Origin of the sequence: Chryseolinea lacunae (assembly GCF_016735595.1) — a bacterium.
Taxonomy (GTDB): Bacteria; Bacteroidota; Bacteroidia; order Cytophagales; family Cyclobacteriaceae; genus Chryseolinea; species Chryseolinea lacunae.
In genome coordinates, this window is the sequence record NZ_JAERRB010000010.1 from 146488 (window position 1) to 171069 (window position 24582).

12 protein-coding genes are annotated in these 24582 nt (G+C 53.4%); all 12 read left to right on the plus strand.

Annotated elements, in window-relative coordinates; all coding sequences use genetic code 11:
• Positions 1 to 128 precede the first annotated feature (128 nt).
• The 12 genes from JI741_RS23950 to JI741_RS24005 all read left to right on the plus strand — a co-directional run bounded on the left by JI741_RS23950 (position 129) and on the right by JI741_RS24005 (position 24566).
• Entirely contained in the window at positions 129 to 1436 is a 1308-nt protein-coding gene (locus tag JI741_RS23950) for a NupC/NupG family nucleoside CNT transporter (protein WP_202013966.1), read from the plus strand.
• A gap of 73 nt (positions 1437 to 1509) precedes the next feature.
• Positions 1510 to 2196 (plus strand): TrmH family RNA methyltransferase, encoded by a 687-nt coding sequence (locus tag JI741_RS23955; RefSeq protein WP_202013967.1) that lies wholly within the window; start codon positions 1510 to 1512, stop codon positions 2194 to 2196.
• A gap of 96 nt (positions 2197 to 2292) precedes the next feature.
• Positions 2293 to 2868, plus strand: a complete 576-nt coding sequence (locus JI741_RS23960) for a SanA/YdcF family protein (RefSeq protein WP_369411847.1) — start codon at positions 2293 to 2295, stop codon at positions 2866 to 2868.
• Positions 2869 to 2927: 59 nt separating this feature from the next.
• Positions 2928 to 5453 (plus strand): DUF5686 and carboxypeptidase-like regulatory domain-containing protein, encoded by a 2526-nt coding sequence (locus tag JI741_RS23965; protein ID WP_202013969.1) that lies wholly within the window; start codon positions 2928 to 2930, stop codon positions 5451 to 5453.
• Positions 5454 to 5589: 136 nt separating this feature from the next.
• Positions 5590 to 7524, plus strand: a complete 1935-nt coding sequence (gene thrS / locus JI741_RS23970; protein WP_202013970.1) for a threonine--tRNA ligase — start codon at positions 5590 to 5592, stop codon at positions 7522 to 7524.
• A gap of 109 nt (positions 7525 to 7633) precedes the next feature.
• Positions 7634 to 8167, plus strand: coding sequence for a translation initiation factor IF-3 (infC, locus tag JI741_RS23975; RefSeq protein WP_202013971.1), 534 nt, complete (start codon positions 7634 to 7636; stop codon positions 8165 to 8167).
• A gap of 22 nt (positions 8168 to 8189) precedes the next feature.
• Positions 8190 to 8384, plus strand: a complete 195-nt coding sequence (rpmI, locus tag JI741_RS23980) for a 50S ribosomal protein L35 (protein ID WP_202013972.1) — start codon at positions 8190 to 8192, stop codon at positions 8382 to 8384.
• 82 nt (positions 8385 to 8466) lie between these two features.
• Complete coding sequence (rplT, locus tag JI741_RS23985) at positions 8467 to 8811, plus strand: 50S ribosomal protein L20 (protein ID WP_202013973.1); 345 nt, start codon at positions 8467 to 8469, stop codon at positions 8809 to 8811.
• A gap of 188 nt (positions 8812 to 8999) precedes the next feature.
• Positions 9000 to 12152, plus strand: a complete 3153-nt coding sequence (locus JI741_RS23990; protein WP_202013974.1) for an nSTAND1 domain-containing NTPase — start codon at positions 9000 to 9002, stop codon at positions 12150 to 12152.
• Positions 12152 to 13261, plus strand: coding sequence for a porin family protein (locus JI741_RS23995; protein ID WP_202013975.1), 1110 nt, complete (start codon positions 12152 to 12154; stop codon positions 13259 to 13261). Before JI741_RS23990 ends, JI741_RS23995 begins: the two co-directional genes overlap by 1 nt.
• Positions 13245 to 14510, plus strand: coding sequence for a hypothetical protein (locus tag JI741_RS24000; protein ID WP_202013976.1), 1266 nt, complete (start codon positions 13245 to 13247; stop codon positions 14508 to 14510). The genes JI741_RS23995 and JI741_RS24000 overlap by 17 nt, the downstream gene beginning before the upstream one ends.
• 78 nt (positions 14511 to 14588) lie before the next feature.
• Positions 14589 to 24566 (plus strand): immunoglobulin domain-containing protein, encoded by a 9978-nt coding sequence (locus JI741_RS24005; protein WP_202013977.1) that lies wholly within the window; start codon positions 14589 to 14591, stop codon positions 24564 to 24566.
• The last annotated feature ends 16 nt before the right edge of the window (positions 24567 to 24582 follow it).

Consider the following 24582-nt stretch of genomic DNA (forward strand, 5'->3'; position numbering starts at 1 on the left):
TGAAGGACTATACTTCGTGCTTTTTTGTGTTTATAGATTTATCGTGACCGAAACCTAAACCTAAACCAATGTGAAGACAATGCCCGGCGCTGGTTCGCCACACGGCATTGTGCTTTTTGCTCTTCGTTATGGATTATATACGCGCGCTGGGTGGCCTGGTGTTTATTGTGGGTGTGGCCTACCTCTTCTCTACGAATCGGAAAGCTGTGGATTGGCGCCTCGTCGCCGCGGGCATTGCCTTGCAAATTGTGTTCGGCTTGCTCATCGCTAAAATAGAAGCCGTGCAACTGGCGTTCGAATATGTGAGCGCGCAGTTCATCGTGTTCCTGAACTTTGCCCAGAAGGGCGCCGAATTTCTCTATGGCGACCTGTCGCGAAACTCCGACGCCGTGAAAGGCGTGAGACACAACCTGGGTTTCCTCTTTGCCTTTCAAACCCTTCCCACCATCATCTTCTTTTCGGCCGTCACCGCCGGCCTCTATCACCTGGGCGTGTTGCAAAAAATTGTATACTGCTTTGCCTGGATCATGACGCGCACCATGAAAATGTCGGGCGCCGAAAGTCTTTCTATCGCGGGCGATGTGTTCATGGGGCAAACCGAAGCACCCTTGCTGGTGAAGCCCTTCATACCCGGCATGACACAGTCTGAACTGCATTGCCTCATGGTGGGTGGCATGGCCACCATCGCGGGAAGTGTGTTTGGAGCCTATGTTTCTTTTCTCGGCGGAAGCGACCCGGCCGAACAAACCAAGTTTGCCACCTATCTGCTCACGGCCTCGATCATGAGTGCGCCAGCGTCGGTGGTGATGGCCAAACTGTTCCTGCCCGAAACCGAACCCATAGACAAATCTTTGAAGCTCACCAAAGATCACGTGGGCGTGAACCTGATCGACTCTATCGCCACAGGCGCCGCCGACGGTCTGAAGCTTGCGCTCAACGTGGGTGCTATGCTGCTGGCGTTCATCGCCGTGATCTATGCTTTGAACTGGATACTGGTAGGCCTCATTGGCCACTACACCGGCCTCAACGAATTTGTGGTGAACAGCACCAACGGAACATTCGACGGCTTTTCGCTGCAATACATTCTCGGACAAGTGTTCCGGGTCTTTGCGTTTTTCATAGGCGTGGATTGGAAAGATACCCTGGCCGTTGGCAGTTTGCTGGGACAGAAAATGGTGATCAACGAGTTTGTGGCCTATTCGGACCTGGGCGTGATGAAGACGGCGGGCATCCTCAGCGAAAAGTCCATTCTTATCTCAACGTATGCGTTATGCGGTTTTGCCAACTTCAGCTCCATCGCCATTCAGATTGGCGGCACGGGTGGCATGGCCCCTTCGCGTCAAGCCGACATTTCGAAGCTGGGATTGCGCGCCATGATCGCGGCCACACTGGCCACCATGATGACGGCCACCATTGCCGGCGCATTGTTCAGCTGAAAAGGTCACTCCTTAGAAACGACCACGTGCTGCAGGCAACACGTGGTTAAAGCTCTTCGTATAACTTTGCATTATGCTCACACCCCACGAACGACTGGTCACGGCCCACTTCGCGCAATTCATATCCGATCATAAGCTGCAAGGCGTGGAAAAGATCATGAACCAGCGGACCCGCCATGTGACGGTGGTACTGGAAGATATCTTTCAATCGCAGAATGCCAGCGCCGTGGTGCGCACCTGCGAGTGCATGGGCCTGCAAGACATACACATTGTAGAGAACATCAGCAAATACAGTATCAACCCGCGCGTGCTGAAAGGGTCGCACAAATGGCTTGACATTGTGCAGCACACCTCCAAACAACACGACAACACCGAAGCGTGCATCGCGAAGCTGAAGGGAGAGGGCTACCGCATTCTCGCAGCCGACCCCGACGAAGACGGCGTATCCATTCACGACGTAGACCCCACACAAGGCAAGGTGGCCCTGCTGTTTGGCAACGAACTCCGCGGCGTGTCGAAGCGCGCCCTCGCGTTGTGCGACACCAAAGTGCGCATCCCCATGTATGGCTTCACCGAAAGCCTCAACATCTCGGTGAGCGTGGCCATCTGCCTCAACTCAATCGTTACCAAACTTCACCAATCGGGCAAGACCTATGGCCTCAGCGACGAAGAGAAAGATCACATCCGGCTGCAGTGGTATCGCAAAATTGTGCGGAACTCCGAGTTGATCGAGCAGGAGTTTCTGCGCGCAATTCAGTAGCTTTGTTTGTCAGGTTAATCTATGCGCAGGCTGAGGAATCTTTTGTGGATCGTTTTTGGGGTATGCATGTTGTTTATCGTTGGGTGTAACCTTTGGGTGGTCTGGAGCACATCCTCAGACGTATTCACCGACCTGCAGCAACTTCCCGATCATCGCGTGGCCTTGGTGTTGGGCACCAGTCACAAAACCGTGGGTGGGGGATCAAATCCCTTTTTTCAAAAACGCATGGAGAAAGCCTATGAGCTCTACCGCCTGGGCAAGGTCGATCACTTCATCCTGAGCGGCGACAACCGTTCAGTGTATTACAACGAACCGATGGAAATGCGCAAGGCCCTCCTCAAAATGGGTGTGCCCGACTATGCCATCACCCTCGACTACGCAGGTCTTCGCACGCTGGATTCGGTTGTGCGTTGTCAGAAGATATTTGGGCAGAACAAGATCATCATCATCACGCAACCCTTTCACAGCTATCGTGCGCTGTTCATCAGCCGCTACTACGACATCGACGCCGTGGCCATGGTGGCCGATGAACCCGATTTCGACTATGCACTCAAGGTTCGGTTCCGCGAGTATTTTGCCCGGCCAAAAGCTGTGCTCGATTTATATATCCTCAAAACCTCGCCGCGTTTTTTGGGCGAGAAAGAAAAGATCAAAGTGAGCACCACCCGCTAAGAACATAACAGGACAAAGCGAGGTTAATTCATTTAAGAACACATCATAACCCCCCGCACGTGCGAAGAGACGTAGCCCACGTATTTTTCCGTACCCGTCTCGTCATGGCCATGTTGCTGTGTGGGCTTCCGGCATTTTTGTGGGCACAGGAAACGGTCATCAAAGGCAAGGTGACCGACGCCAACTCGGGCGACCCCATTCCTTTTGCCAACCTGATTTTCCCGGGCACATCCACGGGGGCCACCACCGACTTCGATGGGAACTATGAAATCAGAACCACGCATCCCGGCGACACACTGGTGGTTTCCTACATCGGCTACCTGTCGCGCAGGAAAGCCGTGGTGAAAGGCAAAACACAAACCATACACTTTCAAATCCGCGAAGACGCCCAAAACCTCCAGGAAGTAGTGGTGCTCTCGGGCGAGAATCCGGCGTTTGCCATCATGCGCAACGTGGTGAAGAACAAAAGCAGGAACGACAAACGCAGACTGGTGGCGTATGAATACGACACCTATACCAAAGTGGAAATAGACGTCGACAACCTCACCGACAAATTCCGGAAACGCAAGGTGGTGCAGAAGATCACCCAGGTGCTCGACAGCATCGAACGCATTGCCGGCGAAGACGGCAAACCCATTCTGCCGATCCTGATCACAGAGAGCGTTTCAAAAGTCTACTACCGCGACAAACCCACCCTGCGCTACGAACACATTCTCAACTCGAAGGTGAACGGCCTCGGCGTGGAGGATGGCAGTACCATCACCCAATTGGTAGGATCTTCTTTTCAGGAATACAACTTCTACCAGAACTGGGTGAACATCGTGACAAAAGACTTTGTGTCGCCCCTGGCCGACGGCTGGCGTCTCTACTATGATTTTGATTTGGTGGATAGCCTTTATGTGGATGGACAATTTTGTTACCGGCTCGACTTCACACCGCGCAGCCCGCAGGACCTCGCCTTCACGGGGTCCATCTGGATCACCAAAGAGGGCTATGCGCTAAAGCAAATCGATGCTGCTGTAGGCAAGCAGGCCAACCTGAATTTTGTAGAGAAGATAAAGATCCAGCAGGAACTGGAACCGGCAGAAGACGGTGCATGGCTCCCGGTGAAGAATCGTGTATTGATCGACGTAGGGGAGATGACGAGCAACAGCGCGGGCATGCTGGCCAAGTTCTATACGTCCAACAAAAACTTTGTAATCAACAAACCTCACGACGTTTCCTTCTACCAATTGCCCATCACCATGGCCGAAGATGTGCGCATGCACGAAGCCGAAGTTTTCTGGGACTCCATCCGCCATGAGCCCTTGAGTGCGACGGAGAAAAACGTCTACAAAATGATCGACACACTGCAGGCTATCCCGGTGGTGCGAACGTATACCGACCTCATCAAGATCTTCATCAATGGCTACTACAAGGTGGGCAAGGTGGACATCGGTCCCTACATTTCGATATTCTCCTACAACAACATTGAAGGCGTCCGGCTGCAACCGGGATTTCGCACCAACATCGCCTTCAGCGACAAGTGGGTGTTTGGTGCACAGCTGGGCTATGGCTTTGGCGACCAACGTGTGAAATACACAGTCTCGGCCCAGAACATCATGTCGCGAAGGCGATGGACAACGCTCACCCTGAGCGCCCGCAGCGACCTGGGCCGCGTGGGCATCGACGCCGAGGCGGCCGCCGACAACTACCTGCTGCTGGCCTCGCAACGGTTTGGCTATTTCAGACGGGGCTACTACACCAACGAAGTGCGGGCCGACTTCAAGCGCGAGTTGTTCAAGGGCTTCACCCAACGGATGGCATTCCGCTATTTCACCTTCGAGCCCACCTACGACTTTGCCTACTACGATCAACCCGACGACATCGCGACATCCACCGTGAGCCAGGATTTTCAATCGGCCGAGGTAACGGTAGAGACACGCTATGCCCGCGACGAAATGTTCCTGCAGTCAGACAACGACCGCATCAGCCTGGGCACTACGCGGTGGCCAATTATCACCCTGCGCTACACCCGCGGCTTCAAAGGATTAGCCAACAGCGATTTTGACTACGACAAACTGCGCCTGAGTCTTTTCAAGCGCATCCGCTTCGGCCCGCTGGGAGAGGCGTTTGTGGATGTGATGGGGGAGTACATTTTCACACCCTTACCGTATCCGTTGCTGGGCCTGCACCTGGGAAACCAGACTCCGCTCTACAGCGCGATCACCTACAACCTGATGAACTATGGCGAGTTCATCAGCGACCGCTACGTCACTCTGCGCTACCGCCACTACTTCGAAGGGTTTCTGCTGAACCGTGTGCCCTTGCTCCGGAAACTGAAGTGGCGTTTGCTGGGCACGGCCAACGTGATCTATGGCGGCCTCAGCGAAGCCAACCGCGCCCTGCTGGCGCCCAACACACCCACTGGCGAACCGACATTGCCCGTCGGCTATTTTGGCAACGAGCCCTATGTGGAGTTGGGCTATGGCGTGGAGAACATCTTCCGCTTTTTGCGCATCGACTTTGTGCATCGCGTCACCTATCTTGACCGGCCCGATGTACACAACTTCGGTGTGTTGTTCAGCTTCCAGTTTCAGCTTTGACCGGCATGTCTGCATGAGAAAATCGGCGCTGGTGAAAACGCGAAATAAAATGTTCCTTTCCCTAAAAACCTGCATAATGCAGCGTAGAATGTTGCATATTTGTGCCCTGAATTAATTTTGTAGTTTAGTTCAAATCATGAATGTAAAAATTTCCCTTCCCGACGGTAGTGTTCGGGAGTATCCTCAGGGCGTGAAAGGCTCTGAAATTGCGTCCAGCATCAGCGAAGGGCTGGCGCGTGTTGCATTGGCCATCGAAGTAAACGGAGAGGTTTGGGACCTTGCGCGTCCCATCACCACAGATGCGTCCATCAAAATTCTCACCTGGAACGACAAAAGCGGCAAAACAACCTTCTGGCACTCGTCGGCTCACTTGCTGGCCGAGGCCCTGGAAGCATTATATCCCGACGTGAAGTTCGGCATTGGCCCCGCCATCGAAAACGGGTTCTACTATGACATCGACCTGAACGGCAAACCTTTTGGCGACGACGACCTCGCGGCCGTGGAAGCCAAAATGAAGGAACTTGCCAAACGCGACAGCCAGTACGTTCGCAGCGACGTGACCAAAGCCGAAGCCCTCAAGTACTTCAACGAGAAAGGCGACCCCTACAAAATCGAACTCATCAGCGGCCTGGATGATGGAAAGATCACCTTCTACAAGCAAGGCGACTTTACGGATCTTTGCAAAGGCCCGCACATACCCCATACCGGTTTCATCAAAGCGGTGAAACTCACCAGCGTGGCCGGCGCCTACTGGCGTGGCGATGAAAAGAACAAGATGCTCACCCGCATCTATGGCATCACGTTTCCCAAGCAAAAGGAGTTGGAAGAATACATCCACCTCATCGAAGAAGCGAAGAAACGCGATCACCGGAAGCTGGGCAAGGAGCTTGAGCTCTTTGCGTTCTCCGAACGCGTGGGCATGGGCCTTCCGTTGTGGCTGCCCAAAGGCACCATTCTGCGCGAACGCCTGGAGCAATTCATGCGCAAAGCCCAGATCAAGGCCGGCTACGACCCCGTGGTGACACCCCACATTGGAAGCAAGCAATTGTATGTGACGTCGGGTCACTATGAAAAATACGGCAAGGATTCGTTCAAGCCCATCCACACACCGGATGAAGGAGAGGAGTTTTTGCTGAAGCCCATGAACTGCCCGCACCACTGCGAGATCTACAGAACCAAGCCGCGCTCATACCGCGACCTGCCCATTCGATTGGCAGAATTTGGGACCGTATATCGCTATGAGCAAAGCGGTGAGTTGCACGGCCTCACCCGCGTGCGCGGCTTCACACAAGACGATGCCCACATCTTCTGTCGCCCCGACCAGGTGAAAGAAGAATTCCTTAAAGTGATAGACCTTGTGTTGCACGTATTCAACTCGTTAGGCTTCGAAAACTTCACGGCTCAAGTATCGCTGCGCGACCCTGAGAACAAGCAGAAATACATCGGCGAAGACAGCGCCTGGGAGAAAGCGGAAGCGGCCATCCAGGAGGCCGCCGACGAAAAAGGACTGAAGACCGTGGCTGTGAAAGGCGAAGCGGCCTTCTATGGCCCCAAACTGGACTTCATGGTGAAGGATGCGTTGGGCCGGAGCTGGCAGTTGGGAACCATTCAGGTCGACTATCAGTTGCCACAGCGGTTCGAATTGGAATATGTTGGATCGGATAATCAGAAACATACACCGGTCATGATTCACCGCGCACCCTTTGGTTCGCTGGAGCGATTCATCGCCGTTTTGATCGAGCACTGCGCGGGCAATTTCCCGTTGTGGCTGGCACCCGATCAGATTGCCGTGTTGCCGATATCCGAGCGTTTTAATGATTATGCAAAGCTTGTATATGACAAGCTTAAGGAGCAGGATATCAGAGGTTTATTGGACGATCGCGACGAGAAAATTGGTCGCAAGATCCGCGACGCCGAAACCAAGAAAATCCCGTATATGCTCATCGTTGGCGAGAAGGAATCGTCCGAGAATCTGGTGGCCTTGCGCAAGCACGGACAAGGTGATCAAGGCAGTTTGCCCCTGGACGAGTTTGTGAATCGCTTTAGAATTGAATGTTCTGCACCCATCTGATATTTTGAAAAGCAAAAAATATCACGATATTTGCACCCTGTTTTTTGAAACTTAAATTTTTAATAGTATCGCAATCTTTAATAACAACAGACCCGGTTTTGGAAAACCGATGAGAAGGGGGCCTCAACGACCCGAAGAGCCTTACCGGATCAATGAAAGGATCACCGCCCAGCGGGTGAGGGTAGTCGGAGAAGAGATCAAGGTCGATGTCTACCCAATCCAGCAAGCCATTAAAATGGCGCAGGACCAAGGTTTGGACCTGGTTGAGATTTCCCCGAATGCCGATCCTCCGGTTTGTAAGATCGTTGACTACTCGAAATTTAAGTACGAGCAGAAAAAGAAGCAGAAGGAGATCAAGTCGAAGGCGCTGAAAGTGGTTTTGAAAGAAATCCGTTTTGGCCCCAACACCGACGAGCATGACTTTAACTTCAAGTTGAAACATGCCGAGAACTTTCTGAAAGAAGGTGCCAAGGTGAAAGCCACGGTATTCTTCGCGGGCCGGTCTATCGTGTACAAAGAGCGTGGAGAGATCCTGCTGCTGAAGTTCGCGCAAGGGCTGGAAGAGTTTGGCAAGGTAGAGCAACTGCCGAAGCTGGAAGGAAAGCGGATGGGCATGATCATCATGCCGAAGGCTAAAAAGTAGAGTTTTCTAATTTTTATATATAATGCCTAAGTTAAAAACAAAATCAGGCGCCAAGAAACGCTTTAAAGTGACTGGCACTGGTAAAATTAAGCGTAAGCACGCTTTCAAAAATCATATCCTGACCAAAAAGGAAACCAAGCAAAAACGCAGATTGTCTGCCAAAGGCCTGGTTGCAAAATCAGATATGAACAATGTGAAAGCCATGCTTATTCTTTAGTGGTTCAATGTTTAACCCGATTGCTGGCGCCTAAGAGTCCCGAACAAAAGAAGGACCGCCATCCGTCAAAAAATGCAATAAAATGCCAAGATCAGTCAACAATGTAGCTTCACGAGCAAAACGCAAACGCATCCTGAAGCTGGCCAAAGGTTTCTTTGGTCGTAAGAAAAACGTATGGACGGTAGCAAAGAATGCCGTTGAAAAAGGTTTAGTCTACGCCTACCGCGATAGAAAACAAAAGAAAAGAGAATTCCGTGGCATCTGGATCGCCCGTATCAACGCCGGCGCACGTGCTCATGGTTTGTCTTACTCCGCTTTGATGGGCAAACTCAACAAAGCCGGCATCAGCCTTAACCGTAAAGTCATTGCCGACCTGGCCATGAATCATCCTGCTGCTTTCGAAGCACTGGTGAATAAGGTGAAGTAATTTAATTCCTTAACGGATAGTATGATAAAGGGGCCTCGAGCCCCTTTTCTTTTTAGTAATTTTAGTTTAAATTCGGCCGTAGCATTTTTTTGGCTTGCTAAGGAGCTACTTTTTTAAACTTAAACCCGAGTGCGCAGTACACGTCTTCAACCCCAGTTATCCACTCTGCTGGCAATCCCGGTTTATCCATGCTGAACGAGCCTTTACATAGCGGCCACGAATATAACCGGGAAGTCCCACTCAATTTTTCACCCGGCGAAGAGAATCCGTTCCCTGGCCTACGACCTTTTTCCATAGACGATTCGCATCTGTTCTTTGGCCGCGATGGCCAGATCGACGATATCCTTCTCAAAATCACACGCAACCGTTTCGTCACGGTGATGGGCTATTCCGGCAGCGGAAAGTCATCGCTCATGTCGTGCGGTCTCATTCCATTCCTCTACGGCGGCTTCGACACCGAGTCGGGCTCATTCTGGAACGTGGTGGCCACCCGCCCCGGGTCAGCACCCCTCAATGGCCTCACAGAATCCATTGTGGACTTCATGGTGAAGACCAAACGGCTGAACGGCAAAGATGCCCAGGTGCACCGCGCCATCGTGAGCTCGGTGCTTCGCAGCGGCTCTGATGGCCTGATTCAAATTGCCCGCTACCTCCAGCGTTCGGGCGAAGAGAATGTGTTTTTCCACATCGACCAGTTCGAGGAGATCTTCCGCTATCGCGAAATGGCCGACAGCGAGGAAGCCCTGAACGAAGCGCAGCTCTATGTGAACCTCGTGCTCACGGCCATCCAGCAAAGCGATGTGCCTGTCTACATAGCCCTGACCATGCGTTCGGACTTTGTGGGCGAATGTTCTGTGTTTGCTGGCCTCACCCAGCAGATCAACCAAAGCAACTACCTCGTTCCTCAGCTCACCCGCGACCAGAAACGCTCGGTGATAGAAGGTCCCGTGACTGTGGCCGGTGGAGCCATTTCCAATCGCCTGGTGAAACGCTTGCTGAACGACGTAGGAAATAACCAGGACCAACTCCCCATCCTGCAGCACGCGCTGATGCGCACGTGGGACTACTGGATCAGCAACCATGAACCCGGCGAGCCGATAGACATCCGGCACTACAACGCCGTGGGCAAGGTGAGCCAGGCCCTGGCCCAACACGCCAACGAAGCCTACGATGAACTTTCGACCCGCGACAAACAGATCGCCGAGGTCTTATTCAAAAACATAACCGAAAAGAACCAGAACAACCGCGGCAAACGTCGTGCATGCCGGTTGGGATTGGTGGCCGAACTGGCCGAAGCCAGCGAAGAAGAAGTGATTGCCGTGGTGGATCAATTCCGGCGTGCAGGTCGCTCGTTTCTGATGCCGGCGGCCAACATTCCGCTGAACACAGATTCCATGATCGAGCTTTCGCACGAAAGCCTCATGCGCATCTGGAACCGCCTGGAGAGCTGGGTGGACGACGAGTTCGAATCGGCCTCCATGTACAAGCGCCTGTCGGAAGCGGCAGCCATGTATCAGATCGGCAAGACCGGTTTGTGGCGTCCGCCCGATTTGCAACTCGCCCTCAACTGGCAGAAGAAACAGAATCCCACGCGCGAATGGGGGCAACGCTACGACGAAGCCTTCGAACGCGCCATCGTATTTCTCGACACCAGCCGCATCACCTACGAAGCTGAGTTGAAGAACCAGGAGATGATGCAGCGACGGGTGCTTCGCCGCACGCGCGCCACCGCCATCATTCTTGGCATCGCCTTCATTGTGGCCATCATCTTCTTTGTGTTTGCCTACCTGCAAAAGCTACAGGCCGACACGGATAGATTGCGCGCCGAGAAAAACCGTCAGGAAGCGGTGGCGCAATCCAAGATCGCGAAAGCCAATCAGCGCAAAGCAGAAGAGCAGGCCGAGATTGTGAAAAAGCAAAAGGCCGAACTGCAACAGGCCTTCGATCAAATCACAGAGGCGACCAATCAATTGCAGATTGCCTTGAACACGGCCCGCGTGGCCCGCAACGAAGCCATTCAAAACCTGGTGGAGGCCAACGTGCAACGCGACTCGGCCCGTGTGGAACGCAACCGCGCCCAGACAGAATATGTGCGCGCCGAAAAAGCCTATACCGAAGCCAACCGCCTGTTCATGCTCACCAAAGCCCAGGAATTGGCGTCGAAGGCAGCCGTGGAAGACGACGACAACGACCTGGCCGGACTCATGGCCATGCAGGGATTTATGTTCCACCGTCGCTACGAGGGCAAGAAATATGAACCCTATATCTACACCGGTTTATACAGCGCGCTCACAAAAATCAACGGGCTCACGTATAACGCCATGAAAATTCAGGGACCGCCCCGTGTGCACATGAAGTCGTTGATTGTGTCGGATAAGAACAACGAATTTTATTCTGCGGGTGCCGACGGCCGCATCTACAAGGGAGACTTTGATAAACTCACCAACGCGGCCACACCTTTTGCCAATCCATATCCCACCAAGACCATTGGATTGAGCAAGGACGAAACCTACCTCGTGAATGGAAGCGACTCCGCATTCGTGCAGATCTATAACCTGAAAGCGGGAGGGAAGCCCCTCGTGGTGAAAGGCCTGAGCGGCGGCACCAACAGCATTCAATTCCTGCCCGACAATTCGGCGTTCATTGTGTCGAGTGTGGGCAACACGCTTTCGCAGATCAATGCAAAAACCGGTGAGGTAAAGAAGCTGGCATCGTTGCCCTATGAACTAAAATCGTTGAGCCTGAGCAGCGACGGCAAAACGCTGGCCGGCGCATCGTGGTCGGGACAAGTGGTGCTCATCAACCTGGCAGACATGTCTACCACGCTGGTGGCAGACGACAATCCCAACCGTGTGCTCTCCATCAAGTTCAGCCCTTCGGGAAGATACCTGGCCTATGGTGTAGACGATGTGGTGAACAAACGCGGGCTGGTCAAAATCTACGACTTCACCACAAAAGAAACACGACAGTTCACCGGGCACCGCGCCGGCGTGAACGACGTTGAATTTAGCCCCGACGAAAAACTATTGGCGAGCGCCGGACTTGACAAGCGGTTGCAGCTCTATGTGCTGGAAAATCCGGAAGATCTTCCGGTGGTGATGGGCAACAACAATGGCTTTATCTGGGACATCGAATTCGCCAAAGGATCGGACTATCTGATCGCCGCCTGCAGCGAATCTGAAATCCGGGTGTGGCCCACAGACCCCTCGTTGCTGGCCGAGAAAATTTGTCCTAAGTTGACGCGTAACATGACGCAGGATGAGTGGAAGAAATACGTCGGCGACGTGGATGAAATACCCTATGAAAACACATGCGTACGCTTACTAATTAAGGAGTATTGATGTTTGGTAAAAGATTTTTAGTTGGTCTTGTTTTCCTTCTCGCTTGTCACGGCAAAATCCTTGCCCAGGACGAGTGCGAGTTGACCTTGAGCCGTGCGTTGGAAGAATTTAATGAAGGCCACCTGTATGGCATTCCCGGCATGCTAAGCGGTTGCATCGAAAAGAATCAGAACAGTGAGTGGCGTCAACGTGCCTATTTGTTGCTGGCAGAAACTTACTTGTTGCTGGAAGACCCGCTGGGAGCGGAGCAAAGCTACCTCAACGTGTTGCGCGCCAATCCTGAATTTGTTCCCGATCAAAACCGTGACCCGATCGACCTGGTTTACCTGAGCAAGAAGTTCACGGCCACACCCATCTTTTCCTTCTGGGCGCAGGCCGGTCCCAACGTGTCGCCCGTGCGCGTGATCCATGATGTTTCTATTGGGGGAGAAGCAGGAACCAAACAGAAATATAACCTGAAGTTGGGCTACCAGGGCGGGGCGGGATTTGATTTTAATTACAATGAACGCATCAGCGTTTCGGCCGGACTGAATTTCACCTCCACGGTATTTAAGCACACCACCCAAAATCTTTTTGGTCAAAACAAGGACATTGTGGAGATGGTCGATCGGCAAAGTTGGCTGACGGTGCCTATCGCCATTAAATACTGTGACGATGTTGGCAAGATCAGACCGTATGGTTTTATTGGTTTTTCCGTGCAGGCTATGATCACGGATAAGGCCAGCATCAAGATCTTTAACCGCGACAGCAAACTCGGAGAAGAATTGTCGTCCAGTGATAAACAAAGTCCTTCTTTGAATTTTAAAGATAAAAGACAAACGTTCAACCAGTCGCTTTTCGTTGGCGGGGGTGTGCGTTACAAATACAAGCTCGACTACTTTTTTGTAGACTTAAAATATTCGCTTGGATTTAGAAATGTGGTAAGTGCCGATCATCGCTACGATGACATCACCTATCGCTGGACCTATGTGGACGACGATTTCAGATTGGATAATTTAACGTTATCGATCGGCTATGTTCATCCCTTCTACAAGCCACGGAAACTCAAGCATGCCCGGACAAAATCCGTGCTACGGAAAATTAAAAAAGACGATGATGCGGATAACTAGTGTAGCCATTGTCGCAGTTGTTTTATTCCTGTTGGGTTGCGATACTGGCGGCAGGGTGGAGCCTTTTTTTCAGAACTATTTCATAAAGTATTACGGAGCAGACGGTAATCAGGATGGCAGAGATCTGTATGTGAATGATGACGGAACAATGATTCTGTTGGGCAATTCTTCATCGCTCACAGAATCGAGCATGCCTTTTATCGCGAAAACCGATTCGTTGGGCAATGTTCTGTGGCAACGTCACATGGGTGGGCGCAACGAGGAAGCTGTGGATGTGGAGTATATTCCGGGAGGAATTCACCAGGGAAAACTGGTGGTGGTGTCAAACATTGTGAATGCTGGCAGTTACAGCATTCGCGTCACGATCCTCGATCAGGACGGCAAGGGCATTGACAGTCTCGTGCTGCCCAACGCAGGAACACAATTCGCAAAGAGCATCACACCGTCTTCCAACAACGACTTTCTCGTCAGCGGCTATGAACAACCAGACCCTGTTGTGAACCCGGAACCCATCGACCCCGCCGACGACAAGGCCGACATCATGGTGCTGCGCGTAAGCCAGTCGTTAGCGTCCGTGAAAACGCTTTCCCGGCAAGGTGGTGAAAAGGAAGGTTGGGGGACAAAGGTTTTTGAAGTGAACCTCCAAGACACGGTGAAATATGCTGTCTTTGGTTATTCTGATCGTCCTGAATTTGAGGGCACCGGGGTGTTTGTTCCTAAATTTGAAGTGATAGTTGTGAACGTGAACGGCAATCAGTCGATACGCAGAACCACAGGCCAGAACGGCGATGTTACCAAAGCTGCACAGGCCATCAAGGTTCCCGCGGTGCAAGGCGACGGATTTTTCATGATAGGTACCAGCATTAACGGTTCAGGCAGCGATATATTCATCACAAAGTATAGCAAAGATCTATCTGAGTTGAGCCCCAGCCCTGCGCTGAAGTTGCCCGAGGGCGCGCCGATGGAGGGAGTTGCAGCGGCGGCGGCGGTTGCGGAGGATGGCTATTTTTTATTGGCGAATCAAACGCAAAACAACAGTAACAATACGAACATCTTTCTTTCGCATATCCGGCGTGACGGATCGAAGATATGGTCCACAACGTTTGGGAGCGAGGAGGGGAACGATAAAGCCGGCGCGGTGGCCGCGTTGCGAGGCGGGAGAATAGCTGTTTTGGGCACAATCGATTTGGAAACGCAGCGGAAAATGGCACTGATCATTGTGACAAAAACCGGTGGTTTTTCAAATTAGGGGAAGTAGAAGTATATTAGGTGGTTACATTTCCCCAGTTAAAAAAATTAAGTTCATAGCGCATTACTTAGACCTCGAATGGTTCGATTTTACAAAGGGCTCCGTTTTCTATTCATTATAGGTATAGCCTTACTCAAGCCCTATTTCGGGGCTGCGCAATGCAATTTCACAAACCTGAACAGTAGCTACTGCTCCACAGACGCGTCGTTCACACTCACTGGTGGAACAACCTACTACGGCCCCGGCGTGAGTGGATCGACATTCGCGCCCGCGACAGCTGGAGTTGGAACACATACTTTATACACAACCAACGGCACAGCCAATACCTATACTGTGTCGACCGCGGGCGTCTACAGCCCTGACCCCTCGGCAGCCACCACAGTCACATTTCCATCGCTACCAGCCGACGAAAGCAGCGCCTCCACAGGCATCGGGTTCAACTTTACATTCTTCGGCAACACCTACAGCACCCTCACCATAAACGCGAATGGGTACCTGACGTTTGGAACATCCAACTCGGGAATGAATCAAACCCTTCCAAACACCACGGCGCCCAATAACCTCATTGCCGGCGCCTGGGACAATCTCGATATTTCAACCGGCGGAACAGTTACCCGCGTTCTGGTTGGCTCTGCGCCACGCCGGAAATTTATTGTAAACTTCAACGCGGTCCGTCACGCGGGTGCAGCGCAAAGTGTAACGTTTCAAATTCAGCTGCACGAGTCCACCAACATCATCGAAGTGCATTCGCAGAATATACAGTTTGACGGTGGCATGGGTATGACCCAGGGAATCGAGAATGCTGCAGGCACTGTAGCCAATGCCGTTCCGGGTAGAAATAATACAAGCTGGACTGCCGCATCAGATTACGTTGCCTTTATCCCTTCCTGCACGGCTCAAAAGGTGGTGACCATTTCCGGTCCGCCCAGCCCGGTGGTTCCCACAACAGTTACCAACACCATATGCACGGGAGCAACCGCGCAGTTCACCATACCCACCCAAAACAATGTTTCATATCAATTGTGGCGCGTATCGGACAATAGCGTGCTGAGCACAACTTATAATGGCACGGGCAGCTCACTGGTGATGTCAAGCAATGCATTGACCGCGACAACAGACATTAAGATACACGCCGTCAACACCGTCACAGGCTGTCAGGCGGATGTGTATAGTTTCTCCACGATAACCGTATTGGATCCGCCGGCCATAACCGCTCAGCCCACAGCCACACAAAGTATATGCGAAGGGAGCAACGCGTCATTTTCGGTGACGGCCACGGGTAGCGCGCTGACTTATCAATGGCACAAAAACGGCGTCAACATTCCATCGGCCAACGCCAGCACCTATAGTATCCCCAACATTGCCACCGCCGACGGCGCCACGTATACCGTGACCGTTTCGAACGCATGCACTTCGGTGACCAGCAATGGCTCTGTTCTGACAGTTTGGGAGAAGCCGGAGATCACCGTAAACCCTTCCAGCGCAACGTTATGCGCAGGCAACTCTGCCAGTTTCACCGTGAACCCCGGGGTTACGACAAGCCCGGGATATCAATGGTATAAAGGCGCAGCCATCATCGGCGGAGCCACAAGCGCCACCTACACCATTCCTACGATAAATGCGGCAAGTGCCGGAACATACTCAGTAGTGGTTAGCGGCTCGTGCGGACCATCGGCTACGAGCACAAATGCCACCTTAACCGTTCGCGCGCTCACAGCCATCACGACACAACCAGCTGCCGCACAAGCTATTTGTGAAGGCAGTCCCGCATCGTTCACGGTAGTGGCAAGCGGCACGGGCCCGATAACTTACCAGTGGAGAAAAAACGGTGTGGTGATCGGCGCGCCGAACGCAGCAACCTATACCATTCCTTCCATCACGCCCACCGATGCTGCCACCTACACCGTGGTGGTGAGCAACGCCTGTAATTCAGTAACGAGCAGCGGTTCGGTATTGACCGTGCAACGCACGGTGCAAGTAACAACGCCGCCTGCGGCACAAGTGGTTTGTGAAGGCGCCCCGGCCACCTTCACTGTAGATGCCGGTCCAACCACAAACCCTACCTATCAGTGGTACAAAGGGGTGACCCTCATTGGCGGCGCAACGTCAGCAACCTATTCTATCCCGGCGACGACCACAGCAGACGCGGCAACCTATTCCGTGAGTGTGGGAGGAACCTGCGGCTCCAGCATTTTGACCGGAGCAGCACTTACCGTGAATACAGCACCGGCGATTACTGTGCAACCGGCAAGTGTCGCGCAGTGCGAGGGCCTTGGAGCTGCGTTTAGCGTAACTGCCACCGGAACGGCCCTGACCTATCAATGGAGAAAGAATGGGGTGAACATCGCTGGACAAACAAGCTCAAGCCTTTCCCTTTCCAATATTTCTGCCGCCGACAACGGAACGTATACCGTTACGGTGACCGGCACCTGCACCCCGCCCGTGGTAAGCAACGGTGCTGTGTTGACGGTGCAGGAGAGACCGGAGATCACAGCCGGTCCTTCAGGTCAAATCGTATGCGAGGGCGCGGCGGTGAATCTTTCAGTCAATGCAGGTGTCACCACCAATCCCACATATCAATGGGCAAAGGGGGGTGTGGATATATCCGGGGCTACTGGTTCAACCTATTCCATTCCTTCTGCGGTAGCATCCGATGCGGGTAGCTATACGGTGACCGTTAGTGGCACATGCACATCGCCGGTGCTCAGTGCAGCGGCTAACGTGGTGGTGAACTCGGCGCCGGTCATCTCGGTGCAGCCCGTTCCCAGCCAGGCCGTCTGCGAAGGCAATGGGGCATCATTTAGTGTGACCGCGAGTGGTACAGCCCTGACCTATCAATGGAAAAAGAACGGCGTAGACATCGGCGGCGCAACGTCTGCCACCTACAGCATATCATCGGTATCCGCGTCTAACAGTGGCACCTACACCGTGGCCGTGAGCGGAACTTGCTTTCCGGCTGTGGTAAGCAATGGTTCGGTGTTGACGGTTCGCGAAACACCTGAAATCATCGCCGGTCCCGCGGGGCAAACCGTGTGCGAGGGGGCCACGGTGAACTTCACCGTTAACGCCGGCGTGACGACTAATCCTACGTATCAATGGGCCAAAGGGGGCACCGATATTCTGGGTGCCACCAGCGCAACCTATTCCATACCGGGTGCCACCGCTTCCAACGCGGGTAGCTATACGGTGAGAGTTAGTGGCGCGTGCAATCCCCCCATCACAAGCGTTGCGGCGATACTGGTCGTGAACGTTGCGCCAGTAATAACCAGTCAACCCGTCTCAGGCCAGGCCGTCTGCGAAGGTAACAACGCTTCGTTCAGTGTTACGGCCACCGGCACCAGCCTGACCTATCAATGGAAAAAGAACGGCGTCGACATTGCCGGCGCGTCTGCTGCAACGTATACCATTCTCTCTGTTTCGGCGTCCGACAATGCGACATATACAGTGGCCGTCAGTGGCGTGTGCAGTCCTGCCCTGGTGAGCAATGGCTCTGTGTTAACGGTCAACGAAATACCTGAAGTCATTACAGGTCCATCTGACCAGACAGTGTGCGAGGGTGCTGCTGTCACCTTCACGGTCGATGCCGGAGTGACCACAAACCCTACTTATCAATGGGCAAAGGACGGCACGGATATCTCCGGAGCAACCAGTGCCACCTATACGATTTCTTCTGTTGTTGCGGCCGATGCCGGCGACTATACCGTGATAGTAGGAGGGGCCTGCCCCGCGCCGGCGGTGGTGCCGACTGCAACCCTCACGGTTAACGTTGCGCCTGTCATCACCGCACAACCGACGCCCAGTCAGGCCATCTGCGAAGGTAGCGGTGTGACCTTTAGCATTGCGGCCACCGGAACTGCGTTGACCTATCAATGGAAAAAGAACGGCGTGGACATTGCCGGCGCACAAAGTGCTTCCTATTCTATAGCCAATGTTGTTACGGCCAGTAGCGGAACGTATACCGTGGCCGTGAGTGGTACGTGTTTCCCGGCGGTGGTCAGCGATGGCGCTGTGCTCACGGTGCGTGAGGTTCCCGAAATTATTACGGGTCCTTCAAGCCAATCGGTATGTACCGGAGGCACTGTGAGCTTCACGGTGAACCCCGGCGTAACCACCAGTCCAACCTATCAATGGTTCCGGAATGGAACCCCAATTGCCGGAAGCAGCGCGACGTTGACCATCGCCTCAGCAACCCTGGCCAATGCCGGCAACTACACCGTGAGGGTGAGCGGTGCATGCAGTCCTTTTGTGACCAGCGCCCCAGCCACGCTCACCGTGAACACGCCTCCTGTTATTGTTACACAACCGGCACCGTCGCAAGCTATTTGTGAAGGCAACGGCGCCACCTTTAGTGTGAACGCCACCGGCACGGCACTCACGTATCAATGGAGAAAGAATGGTGTGGATATTAGTGGTGCACAGAGCGCGACGTATTCCATATCGTCACTCGTTTCGGCAGATGCCGGAACCTACACAGTATTTGTTGCAGGAACCTGCGCCCCTGGCGTGATCAGTGCCGCATCGGTATTGAACGTGCAGGAAAAGCCCGAGATCATCATACCTCCTGCAGGCCAGACGTTGTGCGAGGGAAATTCCATCACCTTCACCGTGAATGCGGGAGTGACCACATCTCCGGTGTATCAGTGGTATAAAGACGGCGTTACGCCTGTAGGCACAAATTCACCTTCGTTCACCATTTCTTCCGTGACCACGGCCGACGCGGGTAGCTATACCGTAGATGTGAGCGGCACCTGTGGTCCGAACGTGGTGAGCGGTCCGGCCGTGCTGAACGTGAACCGTGTGCCCGACGCAAGCGCATCGGACGCTTCGATTTGTACAGGGCAATTCACCAACATCGCCATTACCAATCCAAACAGCGTGAGCGGCACAGCGTTTACGTGGACCGTTCAAAGCGCCGTGAATGTTACGGGTGCATCGGCTGGAAGCGGCAATCTGATCAGTCAGATGCTTTCTGTTAGCGACGGCGTGAACCAGGGCTCTGTTACCTATCTTATTCAACCCAGTGCTGCAGGTTGCAACGGACTTGCCTATGCTGTGAATGTTATTGTAAAACCCATTCCCACCGCTGCCGCTTCGCCGCAAAGCATCTGCTCGGGTTCCAACACAAGTGTCAATATTCTCAACCCCAATGGTGTTTCGGGCACAACGTTTTCGTGGATCGTGTTTTCGACAACGAACGTGACCGGTGCTTCGGCGGGTAGTGGACCCACAATCATTCAAAACCTTACCTCGAGCGACGGCATAAACAGTGGCACCGTTACGTATCGCATCACGCCAACGGCAGGAGGTTGCCCGGGCAATTCGGTTGATGTTACGGTTACTGTTAATCCGAAACCGGTGATCACCAATTCGGCAACATCGCTGAGTCAGGAAATTTGCAGCGGAGCGTCGCTCAACTTTTTGCCTACCGCATCCATTACAGGAACAACCTTTAGCTGGTCTTCGGTTGTGATCGGTAGCTTAACAAGCGTGAGTGCCAGCGGAAACGGCGCCATCACCGACTCACCGGTAAACTCTTCGAGTGCAACCGGGTTCATTATCTATACCATCACACCATCGTATTCGGGTTGTAGCGGTTCGCCGGTATTTTATGTGGTGACCGTTCGCCCGACACCAAACGCATTTGCATCGCCTCAAACCATTTGTTCGGGGCAGTCCACTTCCATAAGCATCACCAATCCCAACGGCGTATCCGGCACGAACTTCGTGTGGACGGTTTTCTCCAGCCCGAATGTGACCGGCGCTTCGGGAGGTTCCGGAAATACGATATCGCAGTTGCTGTCAAGCAGCGATAATCTTACGAATGGTGTGGTCACCTACCGCATTGTTCCTTCGGCCAACGGTTGCCCTGGCGCACCTTTCTTTGTGACGGCCACGGTGAAACCCGTTCCCGTCATCACAAACAGCGTGTCCAGTTTGTCGCAACAGATTTGCAGCGACATCGCATTGAGTTTTGTGCCCACGTCGTCTATCGCGGGCACCGTGTTTAACTGGACCGGAAACATCAGTGGTCCGATCGATCCTGCATCGGTAACGGCAAGCAGCTCCGGATCGATTACGGATGCTCCCAAGAACACGGGAAATATTGTAGGCACAGTCGTCTACCGCATCGCGCCACAGCACAACGGTTGCGCCGGTGTTCCGGTTGATTTTATTGTGACGGTGAATCCGCTTCCGTCTGCCTCCGCGGCCGACCTCGTGATCTGTAGCGGGCAAACCGCCGTGGTGAACATTTCGCCCGCACCCCAGAATGTTGCCGGAACAACCTTTATCTGGACCGCGACGCCCACGTTGAACGTGACGGGCGCAGCAGATGGTGATGGCTCGGTGATCAGCCAGACCCTTAGCACAACGAACTCTGTGGCGGGTAGTGTGGTATACGCCATAACACCTACTGCCAATACTTGCCCGGGCATTGTGAAATATGTGACCGTGACGGTGAACCCCATTGCTTCGGTGAATGCGGGTGCAGATTTCGCCGTGTGCGAGCCGATCTCAATTCCCGTTAGCGGAACACTGAGTGGCAGCGCAACCTCCGGCGCCTGGTCCATTGTGTCTGGGATGGGAGCGGGAACGATCTCAGGATCGACCGTAGCAGGCAACATCGTTACCGCCACCTACACCGTAGCCGGTGGAGATATTGGTGGCAATGTGGTGTTACGCCTGACAACCAATGATCCCGACGCCTCCGGCCCTTGTTCGATTGCTTCGGACGATGTGTCGATTGCTGTGAATAGACAAGCTCGTGTTACATTGCCTGCCGACTATGTTGTGTGCGAACCCAGCCTGATCAACCTTACGGGTACATTAAGTGGCAGTTCTTCGTCCGGCCTCTGGAGCAAAGTTGCCGGTGTCGGAACACTTTCGGCCACGAGCGTGACGGGTTCTACCGCCGCGGCCATGTACAACGTGGCATTGCCTGGGGATGTAACCAACACGCTCACGTTCCGGTTGACGACAAACGACCCCGATGGTTTTGGTCCCTGCGTGGCCGAACATGCAGACATCAACATCCATATTAACGAGTCGGCCAAGGTGAGTGCTGGTGCGGACTTCCAGGTTTGTGAAGACAAGGTGGTGAACCTCAACGGTTCGTTTAGCGGCACAACGTCGACTGTGACCTGGAGTGGCGGCAGCGGTGCTTCGCGATTCTCGTCCGTCTCCAACCCAACGGCCACCTATTCGCTGACGCCCGCCGACATCACCGCAGGCAGCATCACACTGACCTTAACAACAAACGACCCCGATTCGGGAGGCCCTTGTGGACCGGCTTCGGATCAGGTGTTTATCAAGGTCAATAAACTGCCCATCGTTTCTTTCTTCAACCTGAAATCGGCATACGCTGAGAACAATCCGATCGAAGTGCTCGAAGGATTCCCCGCACCGCCGGGTGGTGTGTTTACCGGTCCGGGTATCATTGCCGGAACGAGCCAGTTTAATCCGGCCACGGCAGGCTACGGTCTGATCGCGGTGACGTATACCTACACCGATGGAAACTCGTGTGTGAATTCATTCACACGCAATACCGTGGTGAACCCCGTTACAACCATCGACTTTGACATCGAAAAACAAACAACCGATGTGAACGGGTTGCCCCAGATTTGTGCAGAGTCAGGAAGCCTGAGGCTGATTGGCTATCCATCCGTGAACGACCCGACCAGTCTTGGGCCCACATTCTTTTCAAGCGCCGACCCGGCCATTGCACCGCGGATTTCGTCAATAACCACCGGGTCGAACACCGAGTTTTATTTGAATACGATTGGGCTGGTGGCTGGATCGTATTCCATGAGCTATACGTTTAAGAATACCGCGGGAGCCGAGACCATTCTGACCAAGACATTCACCGTGTTCCCTGCGCCTAAAGCCATAATCAACATAAACAACGGAACCTGTATTAAAGACGACGTGATATTCAAGGATAACTCGTTCATTCCCCTGGGCACTACCGTTACCTATGCCTGGACCTATGGCGAAGGCGGTAATGGCAACGACGGTGTTTCGAGAGATCCGTCATACCGCTACCAGGCTTCAGGCCTCAAGCACGTGACGCTTACGGTAACAACCAACCAGGGCTGTTCCAACATTGCCGAACAGGATATCCGTATCGGGCCTGTTCCTGTTGTTGATTTCTCTTCTACAAAATTCTGCAGCGGACTGGAAACTACGGAGTTTAAAGACGCTACTGTAACCGGCGGCTTCAGCACAGTAGCAGACTATTCGTGGAACTTTGGCGATGGCGATGTGGTGGCCGGCGCGGCCGGCGCGCCAGTGACGGAGGGAGGCAACAACTCAGGCACCTACACAGAGCCCAAGCACCGCTACACCCAGTTCAAAGTATATGACGTTGAACTGACGGTCACCACCAACGATGGCTGCACGGCAGCGCGCACAAAGAAAATCTTCATTCTTGACTACAACATTCCCAGCCCTACGGCCGGCTATAGCATTGATTTTGCAAACGGTCCTGGTTCATGGGTGGCTGTGACAACGCCTAGCGGAACACCCTCCGATACCAGCTGGGTATTTGGTCCTCCTAATGGTAACAACATCAAACCTTCTGCTGCGGGGCACAACGCCTGGTGGACCGGTGGCAACCCCAATGCGGCCACCGATTTCGGCACGTATTATAACAACGAAAACTCACAGGTGATTGGGCCTTGCCTTAACCTCGAGAACCTGAAACGTCCGATGATCGCCATCAACTACTGGTGCGAGGCACAACCCGGATTTGACGGAGCCGTTGTGCAGTATTCTGTGGACGGTGGCAACAATTGGGAAACCATTGGTAACGCCGACGGTTATGGCATCAACTGGTATAGCAAGCGCGATGTTTCGAGCGAGCCCGGAGGACAGGACAACTTCGCCTGGTCTGACACCACGCGCCAGTGGCACAATGCCCGTTTCAACCTCGACAAGATTCCCGTAAACAAGCGCGCGCTGGTGGTGTTCCGTGTGGCCTTCGCCAGCAACGACGACAACCAGAAAGTGTCGGTGTTGAATGGCTTTGCATTCGACCATGTCTACATCGGCGAAAAGAACCGGAATGTGCTGGTGGAACATTTCACCAACACGAGCTCGCCCAGTGTTTTTGCGGATACCTACTTGAAAGACCTATACGACGTGGAGAAAGCCGCGAAAGATTCTTCCGACTTTTTCTCGATTCAATACCACATGTCGTCGCCGCAGTTTGATCCGCTGAACAGAGATAACCCGGTTGATCCGGAAGCGCGTGCACTGTTCTACGGAGTGTCGCAGGCGCCAACCACGATCATGGACGGTATTCAGGGCCAGTATTTCAACACCGTGTTCACGGGCGGCTACGCGAAAATAACGCGTGACGAAATTGACCGTCGTGCGCTGGAAGATCCGCGGTTCGCCATCAAGATCGACAGCGTGCAAGAATCCGGCAACAACACCCTCATGCGTCCCCGGATCACGTATACCTACATCGATTCAACCAAGACGCTCAGCGGGCCGATCATCCTGCAAGCTGCGTTGATTGAGCGTGGGGCAGCGGGAATGGGAAGCAACGTGGTGCGCAAACTCTTGCTGCAAAGCGAAGGACGCACAGTGAACCGTTCGTGGGTGAAGGGAGACTTTGAGTTGGCCACGATCGAATATGACGTGAACGTTCCTATTCTGAATTCCGACAGCCTTTTCCTGGTGGCGTTTGTGCAGGAGCAAAACACTCCGAGACGAATACTGCAATCCAACATTGTTCCTACCGGCCGCAAGAAAGGCGTGCTGATTGTGGGCGTGGACGATCCAATCCTGGCGGAGCTGAATGGATTAAACATCTATCCCAACCCGGCAACCAAGCTGCTGAACTTCAGCACCGACATCGTGTTGAAAAATGGCTACACCTGGAAGCTTGTCGATCAACGCGGCGTGACCGTGCTGGCTGGAAACCTGAACCGTGACTTCACCCAGGGGCCGCAGCAAGTGGACGTGAGTGGTCTCGCCAACGGCATCTATGTGATGTCGATTCAGACGGGACAGTCGTCGGTGGTTTACCGCAAGATCGCGGTGATGAATTAAGAGAAAACTATTTGAG

Excerpts from the sequence above, each read along its gene's own strand:
- JI741_RS23950 (WP_202013966.1), top strand. The coding sequence starts at position 129 with ATGGATTATATACGCGCGCTGGGTGGCCTGGTGTTTATTGTGGGTGTG.
- JI741_RS23955 (WP_202013967.1), top strand. The coding sequence starts at position 1,510 with ATGCTCACACCCCACGAACGACTGGTCACGGCCCACTTCGCGCAATTC.
- thrS (WP_202013970.1), top strand. The coding sequence starts at position 5,590 with ATGAATGTAAAAATTTCCCTTCCCGACGGTAGTGTTCGGGAGTATCCT.
- infC (WP_202013971.1), top strand. The coding sequence starts at position 7,634 with ATGAGAAGGGGGCCTCAACGACCCGAAGAGCCTTACCGGATCAATGAA.
- rpmI (WP_202013972.1), top strand. The coding sequence starts at position 8,190 with ATGCCTAAGTTAAAAACAAAATCAGGCGCCAAGAAACGCTTTAAAGTG.
- rplT (WP_202013973.1), top strand. The coding sequence starts at position 8,467 with ATGCCAAGATCAGTCAACAATGTAGCTTCACGAGCAAAACGCAAACGC.
- JI741_RS23990 (WP_202013974.1), top strand. The coding sequence starts at position 9,000 with ATGCTGAACGAGCCTTTACATAGCGGCCACGAATATAACCGGGAAGTC.
- JI741_RS23995 (WP_202013975.1), top strand. The coding sequence starts at position 12,152 with ATGTTTGGTAAAAGATTTTTAGTTGGTCTTGTTTTCCTTCTCGCTTGT.
- JI741_RS24000 (WP_202013976.1), top strand. The coding sequence starts at position 13,245 with ATGATGCGGATAACTAGTGTAGCCATTGTCGCAGTTGTTTTATTCCTG.
- JI741_RS24005 (WP_202013977.1), top strand. The coding sequence starts at position 14,589 with ATGGTTCGATTTTACAAAGGGCTCCGTTTTCTATTCATTATAGGTATA.